The 21,982-nt window shown below is 72.0% G+C and carries 20 protein-coding genes; 11 read left to right on the top strand and 9 right to left on the bottom strand.

Annotated features, from left to right (window positions below):
* Nucleotides 1-8: 8 nt before the first annotated feature.
* From ACQSSQ_RS22570 to ACQSSQ_RS22540, 7 genes are all read right to left on the bottom strand, one after another.
* Complete coding sequence (locus ACQSSQ_RS22570; RefSeq protein ID WP_431329402.1) at nt 9-542, bottom strand: hypothetical protein; 534 nt, start codon at nt 540-542, stop codon at nt 9-11.
* Between the two features lie 103 nt (nt 543-645).
* Complete coding sequence (locus tag ACQSSQ_RS22565) at nt 646-2,109, bottom strand: aminobutyraldehyde dehydrogenase (protein WP_431329401.1); 1,464 nt, start codon at nt 2,107-2,109, stop codon at nt 646-648.
* A gap of 11 nt (nt 2,110-2,120) precedes the next feature.
* A complete protein-coding gene (locus ACQSSQ_RS22560) occupies nt 2,121-3,515 on the bottom strand; it encodes an NAD(P)/FAD-dependent oxidoreductase (protein ID WP_431329400.1) in 1,395 nt (464 codons plus the stop codon).
* Nucleotides 3,512-4,624: an ABC transporter ATP-binding protein gene (locus ACQSSQ_RS22555; protein ID WP_431329399.1), complete on the bottom strand. Its 1,113-nt coding sequence runs from the start codon at nt 4,622-4,624 to the stop codon at nt 3,512-3,514. The genes ACQSSQ_RS22560 and ACQSSQ_RS22555 overlap by 4 nt, the downstream gene beginning before the upstream one ends.
* Nucleotides 4,617-5,393, bottom strand: a complete 777-nt coding sequence (locus tag ACQSSQ_RS22550) for an ABC transporter permease (protein WP_431329398.1) — start codon at nt 5,391-5,393, stop codon at nt 4,617-4,619. The genes ACQSSQ_RS22555 and ACQSSQ_RS22550 overlap by 8 nt, the downstream gene beginning before the upstream one ends.
* Nucleotides 5,390-6,289 (bottom strand): ABC transporter permease, encoded by a 900-nt coding sequence (locus ACQSSQ_RS22545; protein WP_431329397.1) that lies wholly within the window; start codon nt 6,287-6,289, stop codon nt 5,390-5,392. Before ACQSSQ_RS22545 ends, ACQSSQ_RS22550 begins: the two co-directional genes overlap by 4 nt.
* The gene (locus ACQSSQ_RS22540) at nt 6,286-7,404 is read right to left on the bottom strand and encodes a polyamine ABC transporter substrate-binding protein (protein WP_431329396.1); all 1,119 of its coding nucleotides are present in this window, start codon (nt 7,402-7,404) and stop codon (nt 6,286-6,288) included. Before ACQSSQ_RS22540 ends, ACQSSQ_RS22545 begins: the two co-directional genes overlap by 4 nt.
* 200 nt (nt 7,405-7,604) lie before the next feature.
* On the opposite strand from ACQSSQ_RS22540, the gene ACQSSQ_RS22535 reads away from it, so the two are divergent.
* From ACQSSQ_RS22535 to ACQSSQ_RS22510, 6 genes are all read left to right on the top strand, one after another.
* A complete protein-coding gene (locus ACQSSQ_RS22535; RefSeq protein ID WP_431329395.1) occupies nt 7,605-8,246 on the top strand; it encodes a TetR/AcrR family transcriptional regulator in 642 nt (213 codons plus the stop codon).
* Nucleotides 8,239-9,603, top strand: coding sequence for a glycosyltransferase (locus ACQSSQ_RS22530; RefSeq protein WP_431329394.1), 1,365 nt, complete (start codon nt 8,239-8,241; stop codon nt 9,601-9,603). The genes ACQSSQ_RS22535 and ACQSSQ_RS22530 overlap by 8 nt, the downstream gene beginning before the upstream one ends.
* Before the next feature lie 181 nt (nt 9,604-9,784).
* Nucleotides 9,785-10,912: a hypothetical protein gene (locus tag ACQSSQ_RS22525; protein WP_431329393.1), complete on the top strand. Its 1,128-nt coding sequence runs from the start codon at nt 9,785-9,787 to the stop codon at nt 10,910-10,912.
* Nucleotides 10,909-11,880, top strand: coding sequence for an SIS domain-containing protein (locus ACQSSQ_RS22520; RefSeq protein ID WP_431329392.1), 972 nt, complete (start codon nt 10,909-10,911; stop codon nt 11,878-11,880). The genes ACQSSQ_RS22525 and ACQSSQ_RS22520 overlap by 4 nt, the downstream gene beginning before the upstream one ends.
* A gap of 122 nt (nt 11,881-12,002) precedes the next feature.
* Nucleotides 12,003-12,938 (top strand): S66 peptidase family protein, encoded by a 936-nt coding sequence (locus tag ACQSSQ_RS22515; protein ID WP_431329391.1) that lies wholly within the window; start codon nt 12,003-12,005, stop codon nt 12,936-12,938.
* Nucleotides 12,939-12,958: 20 nt separating this feature from the next.
* Nucleotides 12,959-13,567, top strand: coding sequence for a MurR/RpiR family transcriptional regulator (locus ACQSSQ_RS22510; protein ID WP_431329390.1), 609 nt, complete (start codon nt 12,959-12,961; stop codon nt 13,565-13,567).
* 185 nt (nt 13,568-13,752) lie between these two features.
* Here the strand turns inward: ACQSSQ_RS22510 and ACQSSQ_RS22505 are convergent, their stop codons facing one another.
* Nucleotides 13,753-15,219, bottom strand: a complete 1,467-nt coding sequence (locus ACQSSQ_RS22505; RefSeq protein ID WP_431329389.1) for an MFS transporter — start codon at nt 15,217-15,219, stop codon at nt 13,753-13,755.
* Nucleotides 15,220-15,403: 184 nt separating this feature from the next.
* On the opposite strand from ACQSSQ_RS22505, the gene ACQSSQ_RS22500 reads away from it, so the two are divergent.
* From ACQSSQ_RS22500 to ACQSSQ_RS22490, 3 genes are read left to right on the top strand one after another with little or no spacing between them, the layout of a single operon-like run.
* Nucleotides 15,404-15,733 (top strand): hypothetical protein, encoded by a 330-nt coding sequence (locus ACQSSQ_RS22500; RefSeq protein ID WP_431329388.1) that lies wholly within the window; start codon nt 15,404-15,406, stop codon nt 15,731-15,733.
* 37 nt (nt 15,734-15,770) lie between these two features.
* A complete protein-coding gene (locus tag ACQSSQ_RS22495; RefSeq protein WP_431329387.1) occupies nt 15,771-16,202 on the top strand; it encodes an NfeD family protein in 432 nt (143 codons plus the stop codon).
* The gene (locus tag ACQSSQ_RS22490; RefSeq protein ID WP_431329386.1) at nt 16,202-17,263 is read left to right on the top strand and encodes an SPFH domain-containing protein; all 1,062 of its coding nucleotides are present in this window, start codon (nt 16,202-16,204) and stop codon (nt 17,261-17,263) included. Before ACQSSQ_RS22495 ends, ACQSSQ_RS22490 begins: the two co-directional genes overlap by 1 nt.
* A gap of 11 nt (nt 17,264-17,274) precedes the next feature.
* Here ACQSSQ_RS22490 and ACQSSQ_RS22485 read toward each other — a convergent pair whose 3' ends face one another.
* A complete protein-coding gene (locus ACQSSQ_RS22485; protein ID WP_431329385.1) occupies nt 17,275-17,715 on the bottom strand; it encodes a MarR family winged helix-turn-helix transcriptional regulator in 441 nt (146 codons plus the stop codon).
* 100 nt (nt 17,716-17,815) lie between these two features.
* On the opposite strand from ACQSSQ_RS22485, the gene ACQSSQ_RS22480 reads away from it, so the two are divergent.
* Entirely contained in the window at nt 17,816-19,741 is a 1,926-nt protein-coding gene (locus ACQSSQ_RS22480) for an ABC transporter ATP-binding protein (protein ID WP_431329384.1), read from the top strand.
* A gap of 94 nt (nt 19,742-19,835) precedes the next feature.
* Nucleotides 19,836-21,968, top strand: coding sequence for an elongation factor G-like protein EF-G2 (locus ACQSSQ_RS22475; protein WP_431329383.1), 2,133 nt, complete (start codon nt 19,836-19,838; stop codon nt 21,966-21,968).
* The last annotated feature ends 14 nt before the right edge of the window (nt 21,969-21,982 follow it).

The following is a 21,982-nucleotide window of genomic DNA, read 5'->3' as shown; positions in this document are numbered from 1 at the left end:
CGACGTTTCTACCGCACGATCGTGGGCGGGTGTCCAGGACTCGTGAACGAATCGCGGCCGGGGCCGGACCGGCGCAGGTCGACGCCCCACGCCGCCAGCTCGTCGACCCGCGCGAGAGCCCACCCGTTGCGGTCGAGGCGCAGGTCGACCGGCCGGTCGACGCCCAGCCACGCGACCGGATCTGCCCGGAAGCCCAGGACGAGACCCGTCTCGACCGCGCTGGCCGCGAGGTAGGCCGAGGCCGCCACCTCGTCGGCCGGCTCGCCCGACCAGCAGGAGACGACCTCCACCGCCTCCTCCTGCGACGCGACCTCGACCCGGAGCACGTCGCGCGCCTCGACCAGCCACGTGAGGCGCGCCCCGCTCGACCACGACTCGAGCAGCAGGACCCGGGCACCGTCGTCGAGCGCCGCCCACGGGAAGTGGCGCTGCCGCCACAGGCTCCAGTAGGCGGCGGCACGCACGTCGGGCTCGGACTCCGGGCCGTCGGGGACGTCGGCGCGGCGAGCGCGACGGCGGTGCTGGACGAGGACGGTCTCCATGGTGCCTCCACAGGTCAGGTCGGAGGCACGACCGTACGGCGCACGGCGGCCCGCGGAGCCCGTCGTCCACAGGTCTCGCGGGCCGCCGCCGTGATCCCCAGCGCTACGCGGGACGGAACGAGTCGTGCGCCTCGACGACCGCGTGCTTGACCATCACGTGCTGCGTCACCGTGTACTCGAGGAGCGCCTCGTGACTCATGTCCTTGCCGAAGCCGCTCCCCTTCACGCCACCGTGCGGCGCCTCCGACGCGATCGGGAGGTGGTCGTTGACCCAGGTGACCCCTGCCTCGAGGGCGTGGGTGACACGCAGCGCCCGCGCGACGTCGGAGGTCCACACCGAGGACGCGAGACCGTACGCGCTGTCGTTCGCGAGCGCGATCGCGTCCTCCTCGGTGTCGAACGGCAGCACGACGAGCACCGGACCGAAGACCTCGTCCTGGACGATCTCGGACTTCTGCTCGGCGTCGGCGACCAACGTCGGCGGGTACAGCGCACCAGATCCCTCCGGCACCTCTCCCCCGCACACCACCGTCGCCCCGGCCTCGACGGCGCGCGTGACGAAGCCGTGGACGCGGTCGCGGTGCTCGCGCGACACGAGCGGCCCGATGTCGGTGGCGCTGTCGCGCGGGTCGCCGAACCGGATCGCCCCCATCCGCTGCGCAACCGCCTCGACCACCGCGTCGTACGCCGGTCGCTCGACGTAGAGCCTCGTCGCCGCTGTGCAGTCCTGACCGGAGTTGTACGTCGCGGCCATCGCGATGCCCTGTGCCACGGCGGCGACGTCGGCGTCGGCGAACACCAGCGCCGGCGCCTTCCCGCCGAGCTCGAGGTGGACGCGCTTGGTCTGCGGTGCCGCGGCGCCCATCACGGCGCGTCCCGCGCGGCTGGATCCGGTGATCGAGACCATCGCGACGTCGGGGTGCGCGACCAGCGCCTCACCGACGTCGGTGGCTCCGGTCACGACGTTGAGGACGCCGGCGGGGATCCCGGCCTCGACGGCGAGCCGCGCGAGCAGGAGGGTGCTGCGCGGCGTCGTCGGCGCCGGCTTGAGCACCATCGTGTTGCCGGCCGCGAGGGCGGGGCCGAGCTTCCAGATGGCCATCACGAGCGGGAAGTTCCACGGCGCCACCGCGCCGACCACGCCCACCGGGCGCCGGATGAGCATCGACGTGTAGCCGTCGCTCAGCACCCCGGCGCCGCTGCCCTCCAGCGATCGCGCCGACCCCGCGAAGAAGCGCAGGTTGTCGGCGGCGAACGGGAGCTCGCCGTCGGCGAAGACCGCGGTCGGCTTGCCGGAGTCGGCGACCTCGAGGTCGGTCAGGGCGGACGCGTGCTCCTCCAGGAGGTCCGCGAGCCGCAGGAGGACGCGCGCCCGGTCGCCGGGCGTACGACGCGACCACGGGCCGAACGCCGCCCGAGCCGCGGCCACCGCGAGGTCCACGTCCTCGCGCGAGGCCTGCCGGAGCCGCGCGGTGACCTCCCCCGTCGCGGGGTCCTCCAGCGTGGCCTCGTCTCCGGTCCCCTCGCGGGCGACCCCGTCGACGAACACTCCGTGCAGTGACTCCATCGTCTCCTCCATCAGCTGTTGAACCCCACTCCGAACCGGTCGAGCACCCGCAGGAACGCCGGCCGGCGGCCGGTCTCGTCCTCGCGGGCGAGCTGGTGCCGCGTGAGCTGGACGGCCGGGTAGCGCAGCGGCTCGGGCGGGAACGGCACCGGCCGTCCGGTCACCGCCGCCAGCCGCGTCCGCTCCGTGCGCCGGCGTGCCAGGAGGTCCAGCGCGACCTGGGCGCCGAACCGCGACGACGCCACACCGAGCCCGGTGTAGCCCACGGCGTACGCGAGCCGCCCGGCGTACGCGGTGCCGAACACCGGCGTGAACCGCGTGGACGTGTCGATGATCCCGGCCCAGCGGTGCGAGACCCCGATCCCGGCGAGCGTCGGGAAGGTCTCGTAGAGGTGCTCCACCAGCAGCCGGTGGGACGAGTCGCGCTGCGCCAGCGCGGCCGCCGTACGCCCGCCGTAGTAGTAGATGGCGTCGTACCCGCCGAACAGGATCCGGTCGTCGGGCGTCCGCCGGTAGTAGTGGAACTGGTTGCCCGAGTCGGTGAGGCCCTGGTTCTCCGACCACCCGATCTCCGCCAGCTGCGCGGACGACAGCGGCTCCGTCGCGATGACGTGGTCCCACACGGGGACCGTGTAGGCGCGGATGCGGCGCAGCAGCGGCGGGAACGCGTTCGTGGCGACGACGACGTGTCCGGCCACGAGCTCCCCGACACCAGTGGTCACCGTGACACCGTCGGCGTGACGGGCCAGCCCGGTGACCGCCGAGCGCTCGTGGACCCGCACGCCGCGGCGTCGCGCCGCCGCGAGGAGTCCGCGCAGCAGCTGCCCCGGGTCGACCAGCCCACCGCCGCTGCGGACGCGCATCCCGGCGAGGTAGGTCGGCGAGTCGACGTCGCGGCGCACCTCGTCGGCATCGAGCAGAGTCACGTCCTCGCCGTGTCGCAGGTGCGTCTCGTACGAGGACTCGAGCGCGGCCACCTCGTGCGGCCGCGTCGCGACGACCGTCTTGCCGCACAGCCGGAGGTCGGCCTCGATCCCCTCGCGCGTCACGAAGGAGGCGATCGCGGCCACGTTCTCTCGGCCGAGGCGGACGAGGTCCTCGAGCTCCTCGGGCCACATCGCGGTCCCGTGGGCCAGGCCGTGCGTGAGGGAGTCGGAGACGAACCCGCCGTTGCGGCCCGAGGCCCCGGCACCGACGCGCCCGGCCTCGAGCACGACCACGTCGCGCGACGGCTCCTCCTCCTTGGCGAGGATCGCGGCCCACAGCCCGGTGAACCCGCCGCCCACGACGGCGAGGTCCGCGCGGTCGCGACCGACCAGAGGCTCGGGCTCGCCCGACGGCGGGGTCCGCTCGGTCCAGTACGGCGTGGGGCTGGCGTCGGCGAGGATCCGGTCGATCCGCGTCACAGCTCTCCCCCGACCATCACGGCCGCGTCCGCGGTCCAGGTCAGGGAGACGGTGGATCCGCGCGCGACGTCGGCGACACCGCTGACCGCGCAGAGCACAGGGGCGGCGTGGCCCGCGACGTCCACCGCGACGGTCGAGACGCCACCGTAGAACTGCGTCTCGACCACGACACCGTCCATCAGGCCTGCGCCGGGCGCGCCGAGACGCGTCTCCTCCGGGCGCACCACGAGGTGCGCGGCGCCGGCGACGTCCCCGACCGGGTGGCCCGGAAGGAGGCCGACGGCGTCGACGCGGAGGCCACCGTCGGCGACGGTGCCGGCGAAGCGGTTGCTGTCGCCGATGAAGTCCGCGACGAAGAGGTTGGCCGGGCGGCGGTAGGTCTCCACCGGCGTCGCGACCTGCTGGACGCGACCGTGCGCGAGCACGGCGAGGCGGTCGGCCATCGACATCGCCTCCTCCTGGTCGTGGGTGACGACCACGAAGGTGATGCCGACCTCCTGCTGGAGGCGCTTGAGCTCGAGCTGCATCTGCGAGCGCACCTTGCGGTCGAGCGCGGACAGCGGCTCGTCGAGCAGCAGGAGCTTCGGGCGCTTGACGACCGCGCGAGCCAGCGCGACCCGCTGGCGCTGCCCGCCGGACAGCTGGTGGGGCTTGCGTCGCGCCTGCGCGGACAGGCCGACCGTCTCCAGGACCTCGCCGACGCGACGCCTGATCTCGTCCTTCGACAACTTCTCCTGCTCCAGGCCGTAGGCGACGTTGCGCTCGACCGACATGTGCGGGAACAGGGCGTACGACTGGAACATCAGGTTGAGCGGCCGCTTGTGCGGCGGCAGGGCGACCAGGTCGTCGCCGCCGAGCAGGATCTCGCCCCCGTCGGGGCTCTCGAACCCGGCGATCGCCCGCAGCAGGGTGGTCTTGCCGCAGCCGGACGGGCCGAGCAGCGCGAAGAACTCGTTCTCGGCGATCGTGAGGCTGACGTCGTCGAGCGCGGTGACGCTGCCGAAGCTGCGGGTGACGTGGCGCAGCTCGACCAGCGGTGCTCGGGTCGCCGCCGGTCGCTCCTCGCCGGGTCGTTCCGCGCTGGGCGCGGTCACGTGGGTGTCACTCATCGGTGGCCTCCGTACGTCGGCTCAGTCGGGCGGACGCGATCACGACGGTGAAGCTGACCAGCAGCAGCACGGTGGCGAGCGCGTTGATCTCGGGGGTCACGCCGAAGCGGACCATCGAGTAGATGGAGATCGGCAGGGTCGGCGTCGTGGGGCCGTTGGTGAAGAACGCGATCACGAACTCGTCGAGCGAGAGCGTGAAGGTCAGCAGCGCGCCCGCGACCACCGCAGGAGCGATGTTCGGCAGGGTGACGCGGCGGAAGGTGGTGAACGCCCCCGCACCGAGGTCGCGCGACGCCTCCTCCAGCGCGGGGTCGACCTGCACCAGCCGCGCCCGGACCACCGCGACCACGAACGCCATCCCGAAGACGGCGTGGGCGAGCATCACCGAGACCAGGCCGAGCGTCATCGAGATCAGCGAGTAGAACGCGAGCAGCCCGATCGCCAGCACGAGGTCGGGCATGATCGCGGGTGCCATCGCGTACGCGTCGAGGCTCGACGACCGGGTGTAGCGGGTGAGACCGACGGCCAGCGTCGTCCCGAGCACCACGGCGAGGACGGTCGCCCCCGCCGCCACGACCAGGCTGTTGCCCAGCGCGGTCAGCAGCTCGGAGTCGCCGGCGAGCTCGGCGTACCAGCGCAGGCTGATCCCGTCCATCGCGAACGCCGAGCGCCCGCCGTTGAACGACATCACCACCAGCACGGCGATCGGGAGGTACAGGAACAGCAGGCACAGCGCCAGCGGCAGGCGCAGCCACCCCAGGGACCTCACGACGGTCCTCCTGTCGAGTAGCGGCGGCTCACGCGCGACTGCACGAAGAACAGCACGGCGAGCACGAAGATGAGGACGAGCGCGAGCGTCGCCCCGAACGGCCAGTCGCGCGCCTTGAGGAACTGGTCGCGGACGACGTTGCCGACCATGACGAACTTGCCTCCGCCGAGCAGCTCGGGGACGACGAAGTTGCCCAGGCTCGGCACGAACACGAAGATGCAGCCGGTCAGCACACCGGGCAGCGTCAGCGGCCAGGTCACGTCGCGGAAGACGCGGAACCGGCTCGCGCCGAGGTTCGTCGCCGCCTCGCGAAGCTCCGGGTCGAGCCGTGAGACCGACGCGTACAGCGGGAGGATCATCAGCGGCAGGTAGGCGTAGACGAGTCCCACCACGACGGCGCCGCGCGTGTAGAGCAGGGTGACCGGATCCTCGATCACGCCGAGGCGCTCGAGCCCGCGGTTCACGACACCCTCCGAGCTGAGCAGCACGATCCACGCGTAGGTGCGGACGAGGAAGTTGGTCCAGAACGGGATCACGACCAGGACCAGCGCGATGGTGCGCCAGCGGTCGGGCAGCTGCGCGATCGCGTAGGCGACCGGGTAGCCGATCAGCAGCGCGAGCAGCGTCGCCGCGCCGGCGATCACCACCGAGTCGACGAGGACCGTCCGGTAGGTCTCGGAGAAGGCACGGCTGAAGTTGTCCCACGTGAACTCGTACACGACGCCGCCGAAGCGTCCGCGCTGGAAGAACACATAGCTGAGCACGAGCAGGACCGGCACGGCCATGAACGCCGTGACGTACCCGAGCCCGGGGACGAGCAGCGCAGCACGCTCCCACCGGGAGGAGCGCTCGGTGGCGCCCCTCCCGGTGGGCGTGCTGCTGATCAGGTCGGTCACTTGCTCGACGTGATCTCGGTGACGAGCTGGGTGTACATAGTCGCGGCCTCGCCGAGGTCGGTGAGCGACTCACCCTCGAGCAGCTCCTCGGCCGTGACCTGCAGCGGCGGGTACTGCGCCTTGAGCTCGGCAGGCAGCATGTCCATCGCCTTCTGGTTCGGGACGTTGTAGAGGATGTTCTCCGCCGCCCACGCGCCGTTCTCCGGCTCCAGGAGGTAGTTGATGAAGGCGTGCGCGGCCTCCTTGTTCTTCGAGGTCTTGAGGACGACCATCGTGTCGACCCAGAGGTCGCTGCCCTCCTCGGGGACGGTGAAGACGATGTCCTTGTTCTCGGCCGTGCCGTAGTTGCACCAGCCGTCCCACGCCTCGACCATCACGGCCTCGCCGGAGATGAGGCGCTCGTAGAAGGTCGTGTCGTCGTACGCGAGGAGGTTCTTCTTCGCGGCGACGAGCTTGTCCTTGACCTCGGCCATCTCGTCCTCGTCGGTCGTGTTCGCCGAGTAGCCGAGGGCCTTCTGCGCCGGCAGCATCAGCCACCGGTCCGTGGCCATCATCGTGACCTTGCCCTTGTACGGGTCGGCGGGCTCGAGGATGTCGTTCCAGCTGGTCGGCGGGGCGTCGACGAGGTCGGCGCGGTAGCAGATGCCGGTGGTGCCCCAGGTGTACGGGACGGAGTACTCGTTGCCCTCGTCGTACGACAGCTTGGTCGCGGGCTCGGCGAGGTTCTCGAGGTTCGGGACCAGGTCCGCGTGGATCGGCTCGACGAGACCCTGCTCCGCCAGCGCCTGCGCGAACTGGCCGGACACGAAGGCGACGTCGATGCCCGAGTCCGACCCCGCGGTCAGCTTGGCCATGATCTCTTCGTTGGTGGCGTGGTTGGTCACCTCCATCGAGGCACCGGTCGCCTCCTCGAACTTCGTGGCGATGTCCTCGGGCATGTAGTCCGCCCAGTTGGACACGACGATCGACTGCTTGGTGAGGTCCGCGTCGGGATCGAGGTCGGCGGCTGCCGTGTCGTCGCCGTCGGACCCGCCGCAGGCCGCGAGCGCGGCAGCGAGGACGAGCGACGCCGCGGCGACCATCGAGCGGCGGCCGGTGAGCGCGAGTGCCTTCATGGTGGCTCCAGGTGTGCGAGAAGCGAGGTTGAGCGAGCGGGTGGAGGCCACATTTGCACTTCCGTTGAGTCCTTGACAACCCCTGAAACACAAGAGAAACCGTTGAAACAGATTCGTCACTGAAGAACTCTTCAAATTCTGGCGGCGGGATGGGAGGCTGTCGGACAATCACCTCGCGCACCACGACAGAAGGGGGTCCGGTGGCAAAGACACAGGGCCAGAAGGACCGCCGCGCCGCGCTCATCCGTGCGACGCAGCAGGCGGTCATCGAGCACGGTGCCGACGTGAAGCTGACCGAGATCGCCAAGCAGGCGGGGCTCACGTCGGGGGCGGTGCTCTACCACTACCCGGACGTCCAGACGCTCATCCTCGAGGCGAACCGCGCCGGCACCGAGCGCTTCTACGACGAGCGCATGCGCGCGATCGCCGCGATCGAGGACCCGGCCGAGAAGCTCGTGAGCACGATCCGCTCCGGGCTCCCCAGCGACAACGACGACGACGCGGTCCGTCTCTTCTGCGAGCTCGGCGGCGCGGCACGACGCCACCCGGTCTACGGCGCGCTCCTCACGTCGCTGTACGACCGCCAGGTCGCGATGTACCAGGTGATCCTCGAGACCGGTGCCGCCAAGGGCGCCTTCGTGCTCCGCCAGGACTCGCTGACGGTCGGACGGAACCTGGTCGCCCTCGAGGACGCGTACGGCTACCGCATGATGGCCGGCCACCCCACGATCGACCACGAGGTCGCCTGCGAGCTGCTCCTCGACTACGCCCGGCTCGCCACCGGGAACCCGCTCATCACCAAGGCTCAGCCCGACGACGAAGGGACTCCCTCCGATGACTGACCGACCCCTGACGATCCTCTTCATGCCCGAGTCCGCGTACGGACCGACCAACCAGTGCGTCGGCCTCGGCGACATCCTGCTCAAGCGCGGGCACACCGTGGTCTTCGCGGCCGAGTCGTCGTGGAAGGGCAAGCTCGAGCCGCTCGGCTTCGTCGAGGCGCTCGTCGACCTGGCCGAGCCGGCGGAGGGAGCCGAGGAGGAGGACGCCGGCAAGTTCTGGACCGACTTCATCGCCGAGACCGCGCCGGAGTTCCGCAAGCCCACGATCGATCAGCTCGAGTCGTTCGTCGCGCCGACCTACCAGGCGCTCATCGACGGAGCGAGGTACTGCGAGCCGCAGCTGCGCGCGATCATCGCCGAGCACCGTCCCGACGTCATCGTCGAGGACAACGTCGTCACCTTCCCGGCGCTGATGACCTCCGGGGCGCCGTTCGTGCGGATCGTGTCCTGCAACCCGCTCGAGGTCCGCGGCAGCGACGACCTCCCGCCCCTGTTCGCCGGCTACCCGATCGCCGACCGCGACGGCTGGGACGCCTACGGCGAGCGGTTCGCCGAGACCCACCGGGAGATGTGGGAGGCGTTCGACGCGTGGGTCCAGGAGCAGGGCGCTCCCCCGCTCCCGGAGCTGGAGTTCCTCCACACCTCCGACACGCTCAACCTGTACGTCTACCCGGAGGAGGCCGACTACCACGAGGTCCGCCCCCTGGACGAGACGTGGGCGCGCGTCGACTCCAGCGTCCGCGAGACCGACGAGGACTACGTCCTGCCTCCCGAGGTCGCCGACCGGCCCGAGGACTCCGCGCTGATCTACCTCTCGCTCGGCTCTCTCGGCGGCGCCGACCTCGAGCTCATGCAGCGCCTCGTCGACGTGCTCGGCACCACGCGCCACCGCTTCGTCGTGAGCAAGGGGCCGCGCGCCGACGAGCTGACGTTGCCCGAGACGATGGTCGGCGCCCAGATGGTGCCGCAGACCAAGGTCATCCCGCAGGTCGACCTGGTCATCACCCATGGCGGCAACAACACCACGACCGAGTCGCTGCACTTCGGCAAGCCGATGATCGTCCTCCCGCTGTTCTGGGACCAGTACGACAACGCGCAGCGCGTGCACGAGCTCGGGTTCGGTATCCGCCTCGACACCTACGGCTTCGCCGACGCCGAGCTCACCGACGCTGTGGAGACGCTGCTCGCGGACACCGACCTGCGGACGCGGCTCGACGAGATCGGCCAGCGCATCCGCGCGCGCGACGGCCTGCGCAAGGCCGCCGAGCTGATCGAGGAGGTCGGGCTCGCGCACGCACGCCGTACGACCGACCCGGCGCTCGCCGACGCGCTCGAGTCGTCGGCCGTGGAGGTCTGACATCGACCCGCTGTCCGACGTCGTCGCCCGTCTCGTCCCGGCGGCGCTCCTGCCCGAGCGCCACCGGGACGAGGCGCTGCGCATCCCCGGCCCGCTCCGGCTGGTCGCCTCCACCCCGCTCGCCGACGGCCTCGCCCTCGTCGTGGTCGCGGACGCCGCGGGAGCGCGGTACGCCGCGCCCGTGGTCGTCGCCGGCGACGAGGTCCGACGCGCCCGTCCCAGTGACGGCGCCGCGCTGGCGCTGGTCGAGGCGCTGTCGCGACCGGGCGTCGTCGACGGCTTCACCGTCACCGGGTGGCACCACCGCCCGGTCGACACCGAGCGCGCGATCGACGTCGACCAGTCCAACGAGTCCGTCGTCGTCTCGGGGCCCGACGGCGGCGCGGTCGTGAAGTGGGTCGTCCGCTCCGGCGACGGCCACGACCCCGCGCCCGACCGGGTCTCGCGGCTCGTCGACGCCGGCTTCGACGCGATGCCCCGCCCGTGGGGACTCGTGCAGTGGCAGGGCGAGGCGCGAGCCGAGCTCGTCGCGATGGTGACCGAGCTCGTCCCCGGCGCGCGCGACGGGTGGGAGTGGGCGGTCGAGGACGCACGGGCGTACCCCGCCGGCTCGGCCGGTCTCGAGCAGTCCGCGACGGAGCCGGCGCGAGCGCTCGGAGAGATCGTTGCCCGGATGCACCTGGGTCTGGCCGACGACGTCCCACCCCGGGCCGACGCCGCTCGTGCGGCCATGTGGCGTGACGACGCGCTGGCCGGGCTGGCGGAGGCGCGCGCGCTGATCGACGGCGCCGAGGGCGAGCGGCTCGAGCGTCATGCGGACTCGGTGCGGGCGACGCTCGCGTCGCTGGGCGGCGCCGCGGGCACCCCTCTCGTCCCGGTCCACGGCGACCTGCACGTGGGACAGGTGCTCCGCGGGGACGACGGCGCCTACCGCGTCACCGACTTCGACGGCAATCCCGTCGTCCCCGGCCCCGAACGGACCGCGCTCCAGCCCGCCGCGACCGACGTCGCCGGCATGGTGCAGAGCCTCGACCACGTGGCGTACGTCGTGCTCCACCGCACCCCCGGCGTGGACGCCGCTGCGGTCGAGCGGTGGCGGCAGGAGGCGACGACCATCTTCCTGGCGGCGTACCGTCGCACGCTGGCGGCAGCCGGACGCTCGGCCCTGCTGGACGAGAGCCTGCTGGAGCCTCTGCGGCTCCGTCAGGTGTGCCGCGAGTACGTCTACGCCGGACGTCACCTCCCGCACTGGCGCTACGTCCCCGACCGGGCGCTCCGTGCCCGCTACGAAGTGGAGACCGATCGATGAACCCCGACCTCTTCGCCGCCGATCTCGCGGAGAAGCCCGAGCGCCTCGCCGCTCTCGCGACGCTCGTGGAGCGGGACGACCCGTGGGCGCCCGCTGGTCTCGACGCCTCCGCGGACCTCGTGTTCCTGGGGATGGGGTCCTCCCACTACGCGGGCAGCGTAGCCGCGGCGCGGCTGCGGGCCGGCGGGATCCGCGCCGTCGCCGAGCTGGCGAGCAGCGACCTGCTCCCGCGGACCTCCGCACGCACCACCGTGGTCGCGGTGTCGGCGTCCGGGACGTCGCGCGAGACGCTCGACGCGCTCGACCGGCTCGAGGCTGTCGAGGGACCGCGGCCACGGGTCGTCGCCCTCACCAACACCGACTCCTCCCCTCTGGCCGGCCGAGCCGACGTCGTCGTGCCGATGGCGGCCGGACCCGAGCGGGGCGGCGTCGCGTGCCGCTCGTTCCAGCACACGCTCGCGCTGCTGCTCGCGCTCGAGCACCGCCTGCTCGGCGGCCGGCCGACGCCTGCGCTCGTCCGCGCGACGGCGGACGCCACCGCCGACCTGCTCGACCGCGAGGACGCGTGGCGACCGGCGACGGCGGAGGCGGCGCTCGGACCTGACGGCACGCACCTCGCCGCCCCGGCGCGACGCCTGAGCTCGGCCCAGCAGGCGGCGCTCATGCTGCGCGAGGGACCACGACTGGCTGCCGTCGGCTGCGAGACGGGCGACTGGGCCCACGTCGACGTGTACCTCACCAAGAACACCGACTACCGCCTGGTCCTCTTCGGCGGCTCCCGCTGGCTCGACGGCGTCCGGGAGTGGACCGATCCTCGGGGTACGACGCTGGTCTCGGTCGGCGAGGACGTCCCCACCGCCGCGGTCACGGTCCGCTACCGCGGCGACACCGACGACGACGTCCGGCTCCTCACGGAGGCGCTCGTCCTCGAGCTGGTCGCCGCGCGCCGATGGCAGGAGAACGCGTAGGTCGGATCGCTTATGCTCCGTATCATCGAGATCACACGCAGTAAACCCTTGCCAGAGTCAGTTTTGCTGGCGATGATACGCAACACATAAGTGCTCCCCGACCGGCAGAACGGACGCTGACCGTGCCCCGTCCCGACCACCCGCTCGGCCCGCTCGACGAGGGCGCCCACGTCCGCCTGGTCGCCCCTGCCGGCCCCGTGGTGCCCGAGCTCGTCGACCGCGCGGTCGCGCTGCTGCGCTCGTGGGGCCTCGACCCCGTCGAGGGCAAGCACCTGCGCGACGCCCACCCGCGGGCGTCGTACCTCGCCGGTGACGACGTCGACCGCGCGGCCGACCTCGCGGACGCGTGGTGCGACCCGGCCGTCGACGCCGTCTTCTGCGTCCGCGGAGGCTACGGGTCGGTGCGGCTCCTCGACCACCTGGACGCCGAGGCGCTCCGGTCGGCACGTCCGAAGCCGCTGTACGGGAGCTCCGACGTGACGGCGATCCACGAGTACTGGCACGAGGTCGTCGGCGTACCGACCTGGTTCACGCCGATGATCGGGACGCTCGCCCTGCTCGACGACGCCCAGGCCACCGAGAGCCTGCGGCAGGCGGTCCGCGAGCCGTGGCAGGGACGGACGTACACCCGCGCGGGGGCGCAGACGATCGTCGCGGGCACGGCCTCCGGCACCCTGGTCGGCGGCAACCTCGCGGTGCTCGCGATGACCGTCGGCGCGCGGAGCCGGCCGCTGCGGCGCCCGGGCCCGTACGTCGCCCTGCTCGAGGACGTGAACGAGGAGCCCTACCGGATCGACGGCTTCCTCACCTCCCTGCTGCGCTCCGGATGGTTCGACGGCGTCACCGGCGTCGTCCTGGGCAGCTGGCTCGACTGCGGCGACCCGGACGAGGTGCGCGCGGTGTGCACCGAGCTGCTCGCGCCGCTCGGCGTCCCGGTCGCGTGGGAGCTCGGCTTCGGGCACGGGCCGGGTGCCCCGAGCATCCCTCTCGGCACGGCCGTCTCGCTCGATGCGTCGATTCCCGCGCTACGCCTCGACGGCCCGACTACGATCCACTGACACCCACCTCAGGAGTACGGATGAGCGACGACGCGCCTGCCCGTCCGCAACGGCGATCGGCAGCGCTGCTCAAGCGGCGGCTCGTGGACGAGCAGCGCAGGCAGCTCGACGCGATGCTGGACTGGGCCCTCACCGATCCCACGCTCGAGGAGATGGCCGCGCAGATCGTCGGCGCGCGCCGCCGGTTCATCATCGGCGCGACGAAGTCCTTCGCGTACGCGTCCCTGCTCGCCCTCGACCTCAGCGCGAGCCTCGCCAACGTGCACCTCGTCGACGGCACGATCATCCGTCCCATCGATGTCCTGAGCGACGTCCGCAGCTCCGACGTGATGGTCGCCTTCTCGGTCCAGCGCTACCGCAAGTACACGATCGACATCGCGTCCGCCTTCCGGGACGCCGGAGGTCGCCTCCTGGCGATCACCGACTCGCCCGACGCGCCCCTCGCCCAGCTCGGCGCGGACGTCGTCCTCGTCCCGCCGCCCGGGGTGTCGTTCGACGAGTCGCCGTCGAGCCTGAGCCTCATGATCAACGTGATCGCGTCCCTGACGGCGGCCAGCGCCAAGGGGGCCGGCCGCCGCAGCGCCCAGCGCGACCACCTCGGCGAGGTGCTCGACCTCTACCTCGAGTGAGGGCCGCCCGGGACGGGCATCTTGGGCACGTGACCTAGATAACATCCCTTTCCGCGTCATTTCGGACATGCCCGCACGTCTCATGGGTGTCACGGGGTCGGGAGATCAACCCCCTGCCCGATCCCGTGACCCGCAAAGGGCCGCTCACGTCTCCCCCGGCGAGAGCGGCCCGACTGCGTCTGCGGTCAGTCCAGGTCGTCCTCGGCCGTGAGGGGTCGGGCGACGTTCTCGAGCGACTCCTTCTCGGCGTTCACGCCCAGGAAGATCGCCACCACGCCACCGGCGACCATCAGCAGCGCCCCGAGGTAGTAGCCGGGCGCGATCCCCGTGATGTCTCCCGCCTGGCTCGCACTCTCGATCAGGCGACCGAACAGCAGCGGCCCGCTGATCCCGCCGGCCGCGGTGCCGACGGCGTAGAAGAACGCGATGCACAGCGCCCGCGTCTCCATCGGGAACACCTCGCTCGCCGTCAGGTACGCGGCGCTCGCCCCGGCGGACGCGATGAAGAAGATGACGATCCCGAACAGCGTCAGCGTCATCGCCGTGAGGTCCCCGAGCAGGAAGCCGGCGACCGCGAGCAGCACCCCGGACGCGATGTAGGTCGCCGAGATCATCGGCACCCGACCGACCCGGTCGAAGAGCGGGCCGAGGACCACGGCGCCGACGAAGTTGCTGAGCGCGAAGACCGCGAGATAGGCACCCGTCCGGTCCACGCCGAGGAACGTCTGGAGCGTGTCACCGTAGGTGAAGAAGAACGCGTTGTAGAGGAACGCCTGGCCGATGAACATCGCGAGGCACAGGATCGTACGGCGCGGGTAGCGCGCGAACACCGTGTGAGCGATGGTCGGCAGCCCGATGGTGCGGCGCTGCTGGACGGTGATCGTCTCGTCGACCGCGTCGAGCTCCTTGCCGCTCTCCTCGGCGACCTCGCGCTCGATCCCCTCCACGATCCTCTCGGCGTCGTTCTCCCGCCCGTGGATGAAGAGCCAGCGAGGGCTCTCCGGCACGTTCCTGCGGACGAAGAGGATCGCGAGACCGAGGATCGCGCCGAGCCCGAAGCACAGCCGCCACCCGACCTCGGGATCGAGCAGCGCCGGGTTCAGGAGCGGGATCGTGAGGAGCGAGCCGAGGGCGGCACCCATCCAGTACGAGCCGTTGATCGTGATGTCGATCCGCCCGCGGTACGCCGCCGGGATGAGCTCGTCGATCGCGGAGTTGATCGCCGCGTACTCGCCGCCGATGCCGAGGCCGGTGACGAACCGGCACGCGAAGTACCACGCCGGGTTCATCGAGAACGCGGTCAGCACCGTGCCGACCAGATAGACCAGCAGCGTGATGATGAACAGCCGCTTGCGGCCGAAGCGGTCGGTGAGCTGACCGAAGAAGAGGGCGCCGACGCACGCGCCCGCGACGTAGATCGCGCCGGCCAGACCGATCTGGCTGCTGGAGAGCCCGAGGCCGTCGGTCGACGACTTCAGCACCTCGGACAGGTTGCCGACGAGGGTCACCTCGAGCCCGTCGAGGATCCAGACGGTGCCGAGGCCGATCACGATCATCCAGTGCCACCCCGCCCACGGGAGGCGGTCGAGCCGGGCCGGGATGTCGGTGGTGATCCGGCCGAGCTCGGGGTGCGCGGCGTCACGGGTCGTCATACCGCGCCTTGTACCCCGCACCCTCGTCCTATACACCTGCCGGCGGCGTTCGGTGAACGGGGCGAGAACCGTCGGCAGCGACCAGCGGAAATGTCGCGTGCGGCGGGCTCGTCGTGCAGACAGCGCCCGCGCGCGTGCGCTGTGCTGGGAGCGTCACCGTCCCACCGGAACCGAGGTGGTCCCCATGTCGTACGACGTCATCCCCTTCCCCGACCCGGCGACGGCTGTCCCGGACCGGGCCGAGCGGACCGAGCGCGACGAGCTCGCGACCCTGCGGGCGGCGCTCGCGGTCTGCAGCAACCAGCTCGCTCACGAGCGGGAGCGCCTGGCCGCCGCGCTGAGCGAGAGCCACGCGGTGCGGGCCCGGCTGGGCCGGCTCGAGCGCACGCTCTGGTTCCGCGCGACGCACACGATCTCGCGCGCGCTCGGCCGGGGCGCGGAGCCGCCGCCCGCACCGCGCCGGCACCTCCGGGTCGTCCCCGTGGACGGCCTCGAGTCCGCGGACTGGGAGTAGAATCGACGCGTCCCCCCGGTCGACCGGAGGGTGCGCGATGCCGTGGTTCGTGTGGCTGGTTCTCGCCGTCCTGCTCGGTGTCGCGGAGGCCGTCACCCTGACGTTCGCGCTCGGGCTGCTCGCCGTCGCCGCGCTGGTCGCGGCGGTGGTGGCCGGCATGGGCGGGTCGATGCTCGCCCAGCTCCTCGCGTTCGCCGTCACCGGCGCGGCGACGCTGCTCGTCGTCCGCCCGGTGGCCCGCCGCCACCTGCGACAGCCGCCGATCGTCCGCGACGGCAGCGACGCGCTCGTCGGGCGGGTCGCGGTGGTGACCGAGGAGGTCACCGCGCTGCGCGGGCTCGTGCGGGTGTCCGGTGAGGAGTGGTCCGCCAGAGCCTTCGAGGAGAACGAGGTGATCCCGGCGGGCGCGAAGGTCGACGTGATCCAGATCGACGGCGCGACCGCGGTCGTCCACTCCTGGGACTCGTGATGGAGCTCGTCGTCCCGATCGTCGTGCTCGCGGTGGTGGTGGCGTTCCTCGTGCTCTCGACCGTGCGGGTCGTGCCGCAGGCCCGCCGCTACAACGTCGAGCGCTTCGGCCGCTACCGCACCACGCTGCAGCCCGGGCTGAACTTCATCATCCCGCTGGTGGACCGGATCAACACCAAGCTCGACGTCCGCGAGCAGGTCGTGTCCTCGCGGCCGCAGCCGGTGATCACCGAGGACAACCTCGTGGTCAACATCGACACGGTGCTCTACTACCAGATCACCGACCCGCGCGCGGCAGCGTACGAGGTGGCCCACTACCTCCAGGCGATCGACCAGCTCACCGTCACCACGCTGCGCAACGTGATCGGCTCGATGGACCTCGAGCGCACCCTGACCTCGCGCGAGGAGATCAACACGCGGCTCCGCAACGTCCTCGACGACGCGACCGGCAAGTGGGGCATCCGCGTGAACCGCGTCGAGATCAAGGCGATCGACCCGCCCTCGACGATCAAGGAGGCGATGGAGAAGCAGATGCGCGCCGAGCGCGACAAGCGGGCCCTGATCCTGCACGCCGAGGGCGAGCGGCAGGCGAAGATCCTCACCGCGGAGGGCACGCGGCAGCAGGAGATCCTGGTGGCGCAGGGCGACCGGCAGGCCGCGATCCTGCGCGCGGACGGCGAGGCGACGGCGCTCGAGCGCGTCTTCCAGGCGGTGCACCGCAACGACGCCGATCCGAAGGTCCTCGCGTACAAGTACCTCGAGACGCTCCCCCACCTCGCCGGCGGCGAGCACAGCACGTTCTGGGTGATCCCCGGCGAGCTGACGCAGGCGGTGCGGGCGGTCTCGGAGGCGTTCGGCGGCACGACGCGCGAGGACGTCTCGACGGAGGGGGCCGACGTCTCGGGCGAGGCCGGCGCGACGACCGCGCCCGATCGTCCGGACGAGCTCGGCCCGTCCCCGACGGACCCGGTGGCCGCGGCCGAGCGGGTCGCGCGCCAGGCGCAGGACGCGGTCGCGGACGCCCGCGCGGAGGTCGCCGCGGCCGAGCGCGGGACGGACTAGCGGGACGACCGTCAGCAGCGGCGGTCGTCGCCCACGACCTTCTGCAGGAGCGCGACGAGCTGGCGCTGCTCGTCGACGGTGAGGTGCTCGAGCAGGCCGCCGGCACCGCTGGCGCGGAGACGTCCGAGCCGCTCGAGCGTCGCGCGCCCGCGCGGGGTGAGCTCGACGAGCGTCGCGCGACGGTCGCTCGGGTCGGGACGGCGTACGACGTCGCCGGCACGCTCGGCGGCGTCCACCTTGGACGTGACCGAGCGGGGGCTCACCCCGAGCATCTCCGCGAGCTCGCCCGGCCTGGTCGATCCGCCCGCACGCGCGAGGGCCCGCAGCATCCGCATCTGACCGGGCGCCACCGCCTCCGGACCCATCTGGGCGTCGGCCTCGCAGCGCACCGCGCGCATCGCGGCGTGCAGCACGGTGAGGAACTCGGCACCCGTCGGGCCATCGGTCACCATGGGCCACATCCTAACGTGAGCATTAATGATTTTGAGTGCCTGTGATAGTGAACTATACTCACTTCTGGTTCAGAGACCCGTACGGAACAGGAGGTCTCCCATGGCATTCAGCTCCCCCGGAGCCCGCGGCGGTGGTCGCCGCTCGTTCACCCAGGACTCGTCGGTCGCGAAGCACACGCTCCACCGCGACACGTTGCGACGCGTCCTCGCGTTCGCCAGGCCCTATCGCGGCCAGCTCACGGTCTTCCTCGCCATCATCGCGGTCAGCGCCGCGGCCGGTGCCCTCACCCCGCTCGCCATCGGCAACCTGATCGACCACGGGATCGCCGCCGGCGACCGTGGCCGCGTCATCAGCCTCGCGCTCGTGATCGCCGGACTCGCCGTCGTCGGTGCCGCGCTCACCGTCGCGCAGACCTGGATCTCCTCCCGGATCGGCGAGCGGTTGATCTGGGACCTGCGGACCGCCGTCTTCGACCACGTCCAGCGGATGCCGCTGGCGTTCTTCTCCCGGGCGCGGACCGGCGCCCTCGTGCAGCGCCTCAACGGCGACGTCCTCGGGGCGCAGCAGGCTTTCACCTCGACGCTCTCCAACGTGGTGAGCAACTCCCTCACGATCGTGTTCACGCTCGCGGCGATGCTCGCGATGTCGTGGCAGCTCACGCTCGTCTCGCTCGTGCTCCTGCCGGCCTTCGTGCTGCCGGCCCGCTGGGTCGGACGCAGACTCGCGGCGCTGACCCGTGAGCGCTACGGCCTCAACGCCGACGTCGCGCAGATGATGAACGAGCGGTTCAACGTCGCCGGCGCCCACCTCGTGAAGGTGTACGGCCGTCCGGCTGCGGAGTCCGAGGACTTCGCGCAGAAGGCCGGCCGCGTCCGCGACACCGGTGTCCAGACCGCGGTGCTCGGCACCTACTTCCGGGCCGGACTCACGACCGTCGCCGCCGTCGGGACCGCGATCGTCTACGGCGCAGGCGGTCTGATGGCGATCAGCGGGTCGCTCACGGTCGGCATGGTGGTCGCGCTCACCGCGTACCTCGGGCGGCTGTACGGCCCGATCACCGCCATGTCGAACGTCCAGGTGGACGTGATGACCGCGCTCGTCAGCTTCGAGCGGGTCCTCGAGGTGCTCGACCTCGAGCCGATGGTCGCCGACGCGCCGGACGCCCACGACCTCGCCGAGGACCTGCGGCGCAACGGTGCGACGCTCGAGCTCGACCGGGTCGCCTTCCGCTACCCGTCGGCCGCCGAGGTGTCGCTCGCCTCCCTCGAGGACGTCGCGACGCTCGGCAACGACCCGGTCGACGACACGCTCCGCGACGTCAGCTTCGCCGTCCCGGCGGGGGCGACCGTCGCGCTCGTCGGGCACTCCGGTGCCGGCAAGACCACCGTCTCCCAGCTGGCCACCCGGATGTACGACCCGACCGCGGGCGCCGTCCGCATCGCCGGCGCCGACCTCCGCGACGTGACGCAGCAGTCGCTCCACGACGCGGTCGGCGTCGTCACCCAGGAGGCCCACGTCTTCCACGACACGATCGCGGCCAACCTCCGCTACGCCAAGCCGGACGCTACCGACGCCGAGCTCGAGACGGCCCTGCGCCGAGCCCACGTGTGGGATCTCGTCGCGTCGCTCCCGAGCGGCCTCGAGACCGTGGTCGGGGACCGCGGCTACCGGCTGTCCGGCGGCGAGCGTCAGCGGCTCGCGATCGCCCGGATGCTGCTCAAGCAACCCGCCTTCGTGGTGCTCGACGAGGCGACCGCCCACCTCGACTCGGAGTCCGAGGCCGCGGTCCAGGCGGCGCTCGACGAGGCCCTGGCGAGCTGCACCTCGCTGGTCATCGCCCACCGGCTCTCGACCATCCGCAACGCCGACCTCATCCTCGTCCTGTCCGAGGGCCGCGTGGTCGAGAGCGGGACGCACGCCGAGCTCCTCGCCGCGGGCGGGACGTACGGCGACCTCTACCGCACCCAGTTCGCGGCCGACGCCGCCCGCAGGGACGAGGACGCGACGGCCAGCACGGCCGCCTGAGGCGGACCGGTCCTGCACACCGCTTGCCCTCTGCCCTCCGACGGAGTGTGATCGACCTAGGGCAACGACGACGAGGTCGAGCGGGGTGCGGGCGATGGGCGTGAAGGGTTCGGACGAGAGCCGCAGGAGCGGCCAGAGCGGCGCGGCGGTCGAGGTGCACGACCCGGCGGACCTCCGCAACATCGCCGTCGTCGGTCCGTCGGGTTCGGGGAAGACCACGCTGGTCGAGGCGCTCCTCGCCGCGTCGGGCACCATCCCCCGTGCGGGGTCGGTCGACGCGGGGACGACGGTCGGGGACCACGACCCCGCGGCCGTCCGCCAGCACCGCACGGTCGGCCTCTCGGTCGCCCCTCTCGTGCACGACGGGACGAAGGTCAACCTCGTCGACACCCCCGGCTACGCCGACTTCGTAGGCGAGCTGCGCGCCGGGCTCCGCGCCGCGGACTCGGCGCTCTTCGTCGTCTCCGCGACCGACGAGGTCGACGTGGCGACGCGCGCGGTGTGGGACGAGTGCGCGGCGGTCGGCATGCCCCGCGCCGTCGTCGTCGCCCGGATCGACCACCAGCGCGCGAACGTCGACGCGGCCGTGTCCGGGCTGCGCGCGGCGCTCGGCGACGGCGTTCACCCGGTGTACGAGCTCGCACCCGACGGCCTGATCGGGCTCATCAGCCTGCGGCGGTCGGTGTACGCCGACGGCGTCCGGACGCTTGTCGACCCCGACGACGGCGACCTCGCCACGGTGGGTCCCGACCGCGACACCCTGATCGAGGCGGTGATCGGCGAGAGCGAGGACGAGGACCTGATGGAGCGCTACCTCGCCGGAGAGCCGGTCGAGCCCGAGGTGCTCGTCCGCGACCTCGAGACCGCGGTCACGCGAGGCGCGCTGCACCCGGTCTTCCTCGTGTCGTCCCTCACCGGCGTCGGGGTGGCCGATCTCCTCGACGCGCTGCCCCGGGCGTTCCCCTCGCCCCTCGAGCGTCCGCTCCCGGTCGCGACCGACCCGCACGGCCGCCGCCACGCACCCTTGGCACCCGACCCCGACGGACCCTTCGCGGCGGAGGTCATCCACACCGAGGTCGACGCGTACGTCGGACGCGTGTCACTGCTGCGGACGTTCTCCGGCACGCTCCGGCCGGACGACACCGTGCACGTCTCGGGGCACGGCATGGCGGACCGCGGGCACGAGGACCACGACGCCGACGAGCGCGTCGCCCACGTCTACGCCGCGCTGGGCGGCACGCTGACCGAGCTGCCGTACGCCGTCGCCGGCGACATCTGCGCGATCACCAAGATCGGCTCGGCCGAGACGGGCGACACCCTCTCCTCCCCCGCCGATCCGCTGCTCATCGACCCCTGGCCGATGCCCGAGCCGCTCCTCCCGATCGCCGTCGTGGCCAAGACCCGGCGCGACGAGGACACCCTGTCGCGCAACCTGGCCCGCCTTGCCGCAGCCGATCCGACGCTGCGCCTCGAGCGCAACGCCGAGACGGGTCAGCTCGTGCTCTGGTGCATGGGCGAGTCCCACGCCGACGTCGTGCTGTCGCGCCTGCGCGAGGGGGGCGCGGACGTCGACACCGAGCCCGTGCGCGTCGCCCTGCGCGAGACGTTCGCCGGGCCCGCCTCCGGCGAGGGCCGGCACGTGAAGCAGTCGGGCGGGCACGGTCAGTACGCGGTGTGCCAGATCGACGTCGAGCCGCTCCCGCGCGGGAGCGGCTTCACCTTCGTCGACAAGGTCGTCGGCGGCGCTGTCCCACGCCAGTTCATCCCCAGCGTGGAGAAGGGCGTGCGGGCCCAGCTCGAGAAGGGGCTCGTCGAGGGCTGCCCGGTCGTCGACGTGAAGGTCACGCTCACCGGAGGCAAGGCGCACAGCGTGGACTCGTCCGACTCCGCGTTCCAGACCGCGGGTGCGCTCGCGCTGAAGGACGCCGCGTCGCGCGCCCAGGTGATCCTGCTCGAACCGGTCGACGAGGTCGCCGTCGAGGTTCCCGACGAGCACCTCGGCACGATCCTCGAAGACCTGTCGTCGCGCCGTGGACGGGTGCAGGGGACGGAGGCCGCCGAGGACAGCGGCCGCAGCGTCGTCCGCGCCGCCGTCCCCGCCACGGAGCTGCTCAGCTACTCCGTGGAGCTGCGTTCGCTCGCCTCCGGAGCGGCCTCGTTCACCCGCACGTTCGCGCAGTACGAGGTGCTGCCGGACGGCGTCGCGGGGCGATCGCGCCTACGCTGACCGCACCTGACGTT

The organism is Mumia spirodelae, from assembly GCF_050632745.1.
Lineage (GTDB): Bacteria > Actinomycetota > Actinomycetes > Propionibacteriales > Nocardioidaceae > Mumia.
Note: the sequence above shows the minus strand (reverse complement) of the source record. Positions and strands in the feature narration are given on the sequence as shown.

Coding starts and splice junctions, on each gene's coding strand:
- ACQSSQ_RS22570 (WP_431329402.1), bottom strand. CDS start 542: ATGGAGACCGTCCTCGTCCAGCACCGCCGTCGCGCTCGCCGCGCCGAC.
- ACQSSQ_RS22475 (WP_431329383.1), top strand. CDS start 19,836: ATGGGCGTGAAGGGTTCGGACGAGAGCCGCAGGAGCGGCCAGAGCGGC.
- ACQSSQ_RS22500 (WP_431329388.1), top strand. CDS start 15,404: ATGTCGTACGACGTCATCCCCTTCCCCGACCCGGCGACGGCTGTCCCG.
- ACQSSQ_RS22540 (WP_431329396.1), bottom strand. CDS start 7,404: ATGAAGGCACTCGCGCTCACCGGCCGCCGCTCGATGGTCGCCGCGGCG.
- ACQSSQ_RS22490 (WP_431329386.1), top strand. CDS start 16,202: ATGGAGCTCGTCGTCCCGATCGTCGTGCTCGCGGTGGTGGTGGCGTTC.
- ACQSSQ_RS22480 (WP_431329384.1), top strand. CDS start 17,816: ATGGCATTCAGCTCCCCCGGAGCCCGCGGCGGTGGTCGCCGCTCGTTC.
- ACQSSQ_RS22495 (WP_431329387.1), top strand. CDS start 15,771: ATGCCGTGGTTCGTGTGGCTGGTTCTCGCCGTCCTGCTCGGTGTCGCG.
- ACQSSQ_RS22520 (WP_431329392.1), top strand. CDS start 10,909: ATGAACCCCGACCTCTTCGCCGCCGATCTCGCGGAGAAGCCCGAGCGC.
- ACQSSQ_RS22505 (WP_431329389.1), bottom strand. CDS start 15,219: ATGACGACCCGTGACGCCGCGCACCCCGAGCTCGGCCGGATCACCACC.
- ACQSSQ_RS22485 (WP_431329385.1), bottom strand. CDS start 17,715: ATGGTGACCGATGGCCCGACGGGTGCCGAGTTCCTCACCGTGCTGCAC.
- ACQSSQ_RS22555 (WP_431329399.1), bottom strand. CDS start 4,624: ATGAGTGACACCCACGTGACCGCGCCCAGCGCGGAACGACCCGGCGAG.
- ACQSSQ_RS22530 (WP_431329394.1), top strand. CDS start 8,239: ATGACTGACCGACCCCTGACGATCCTCTTCATGCCCGAGTCCGCGTAC.
- ACQSSQ_RS22510 (WP_431329390.1), top strand. CDS start 12,959: ATGAGCGACGACGCGCCTGCCCGTCCGCAACGGCGATCGGCAGCGCTG.
- ACQSSQ_RS22565 (WP_431329401.1), bottom strand. CDS start 2,109: ATGGAGTCACTGCACGGAGTGTTCGTCGACGGGGTCGCCCGCGAGGGG.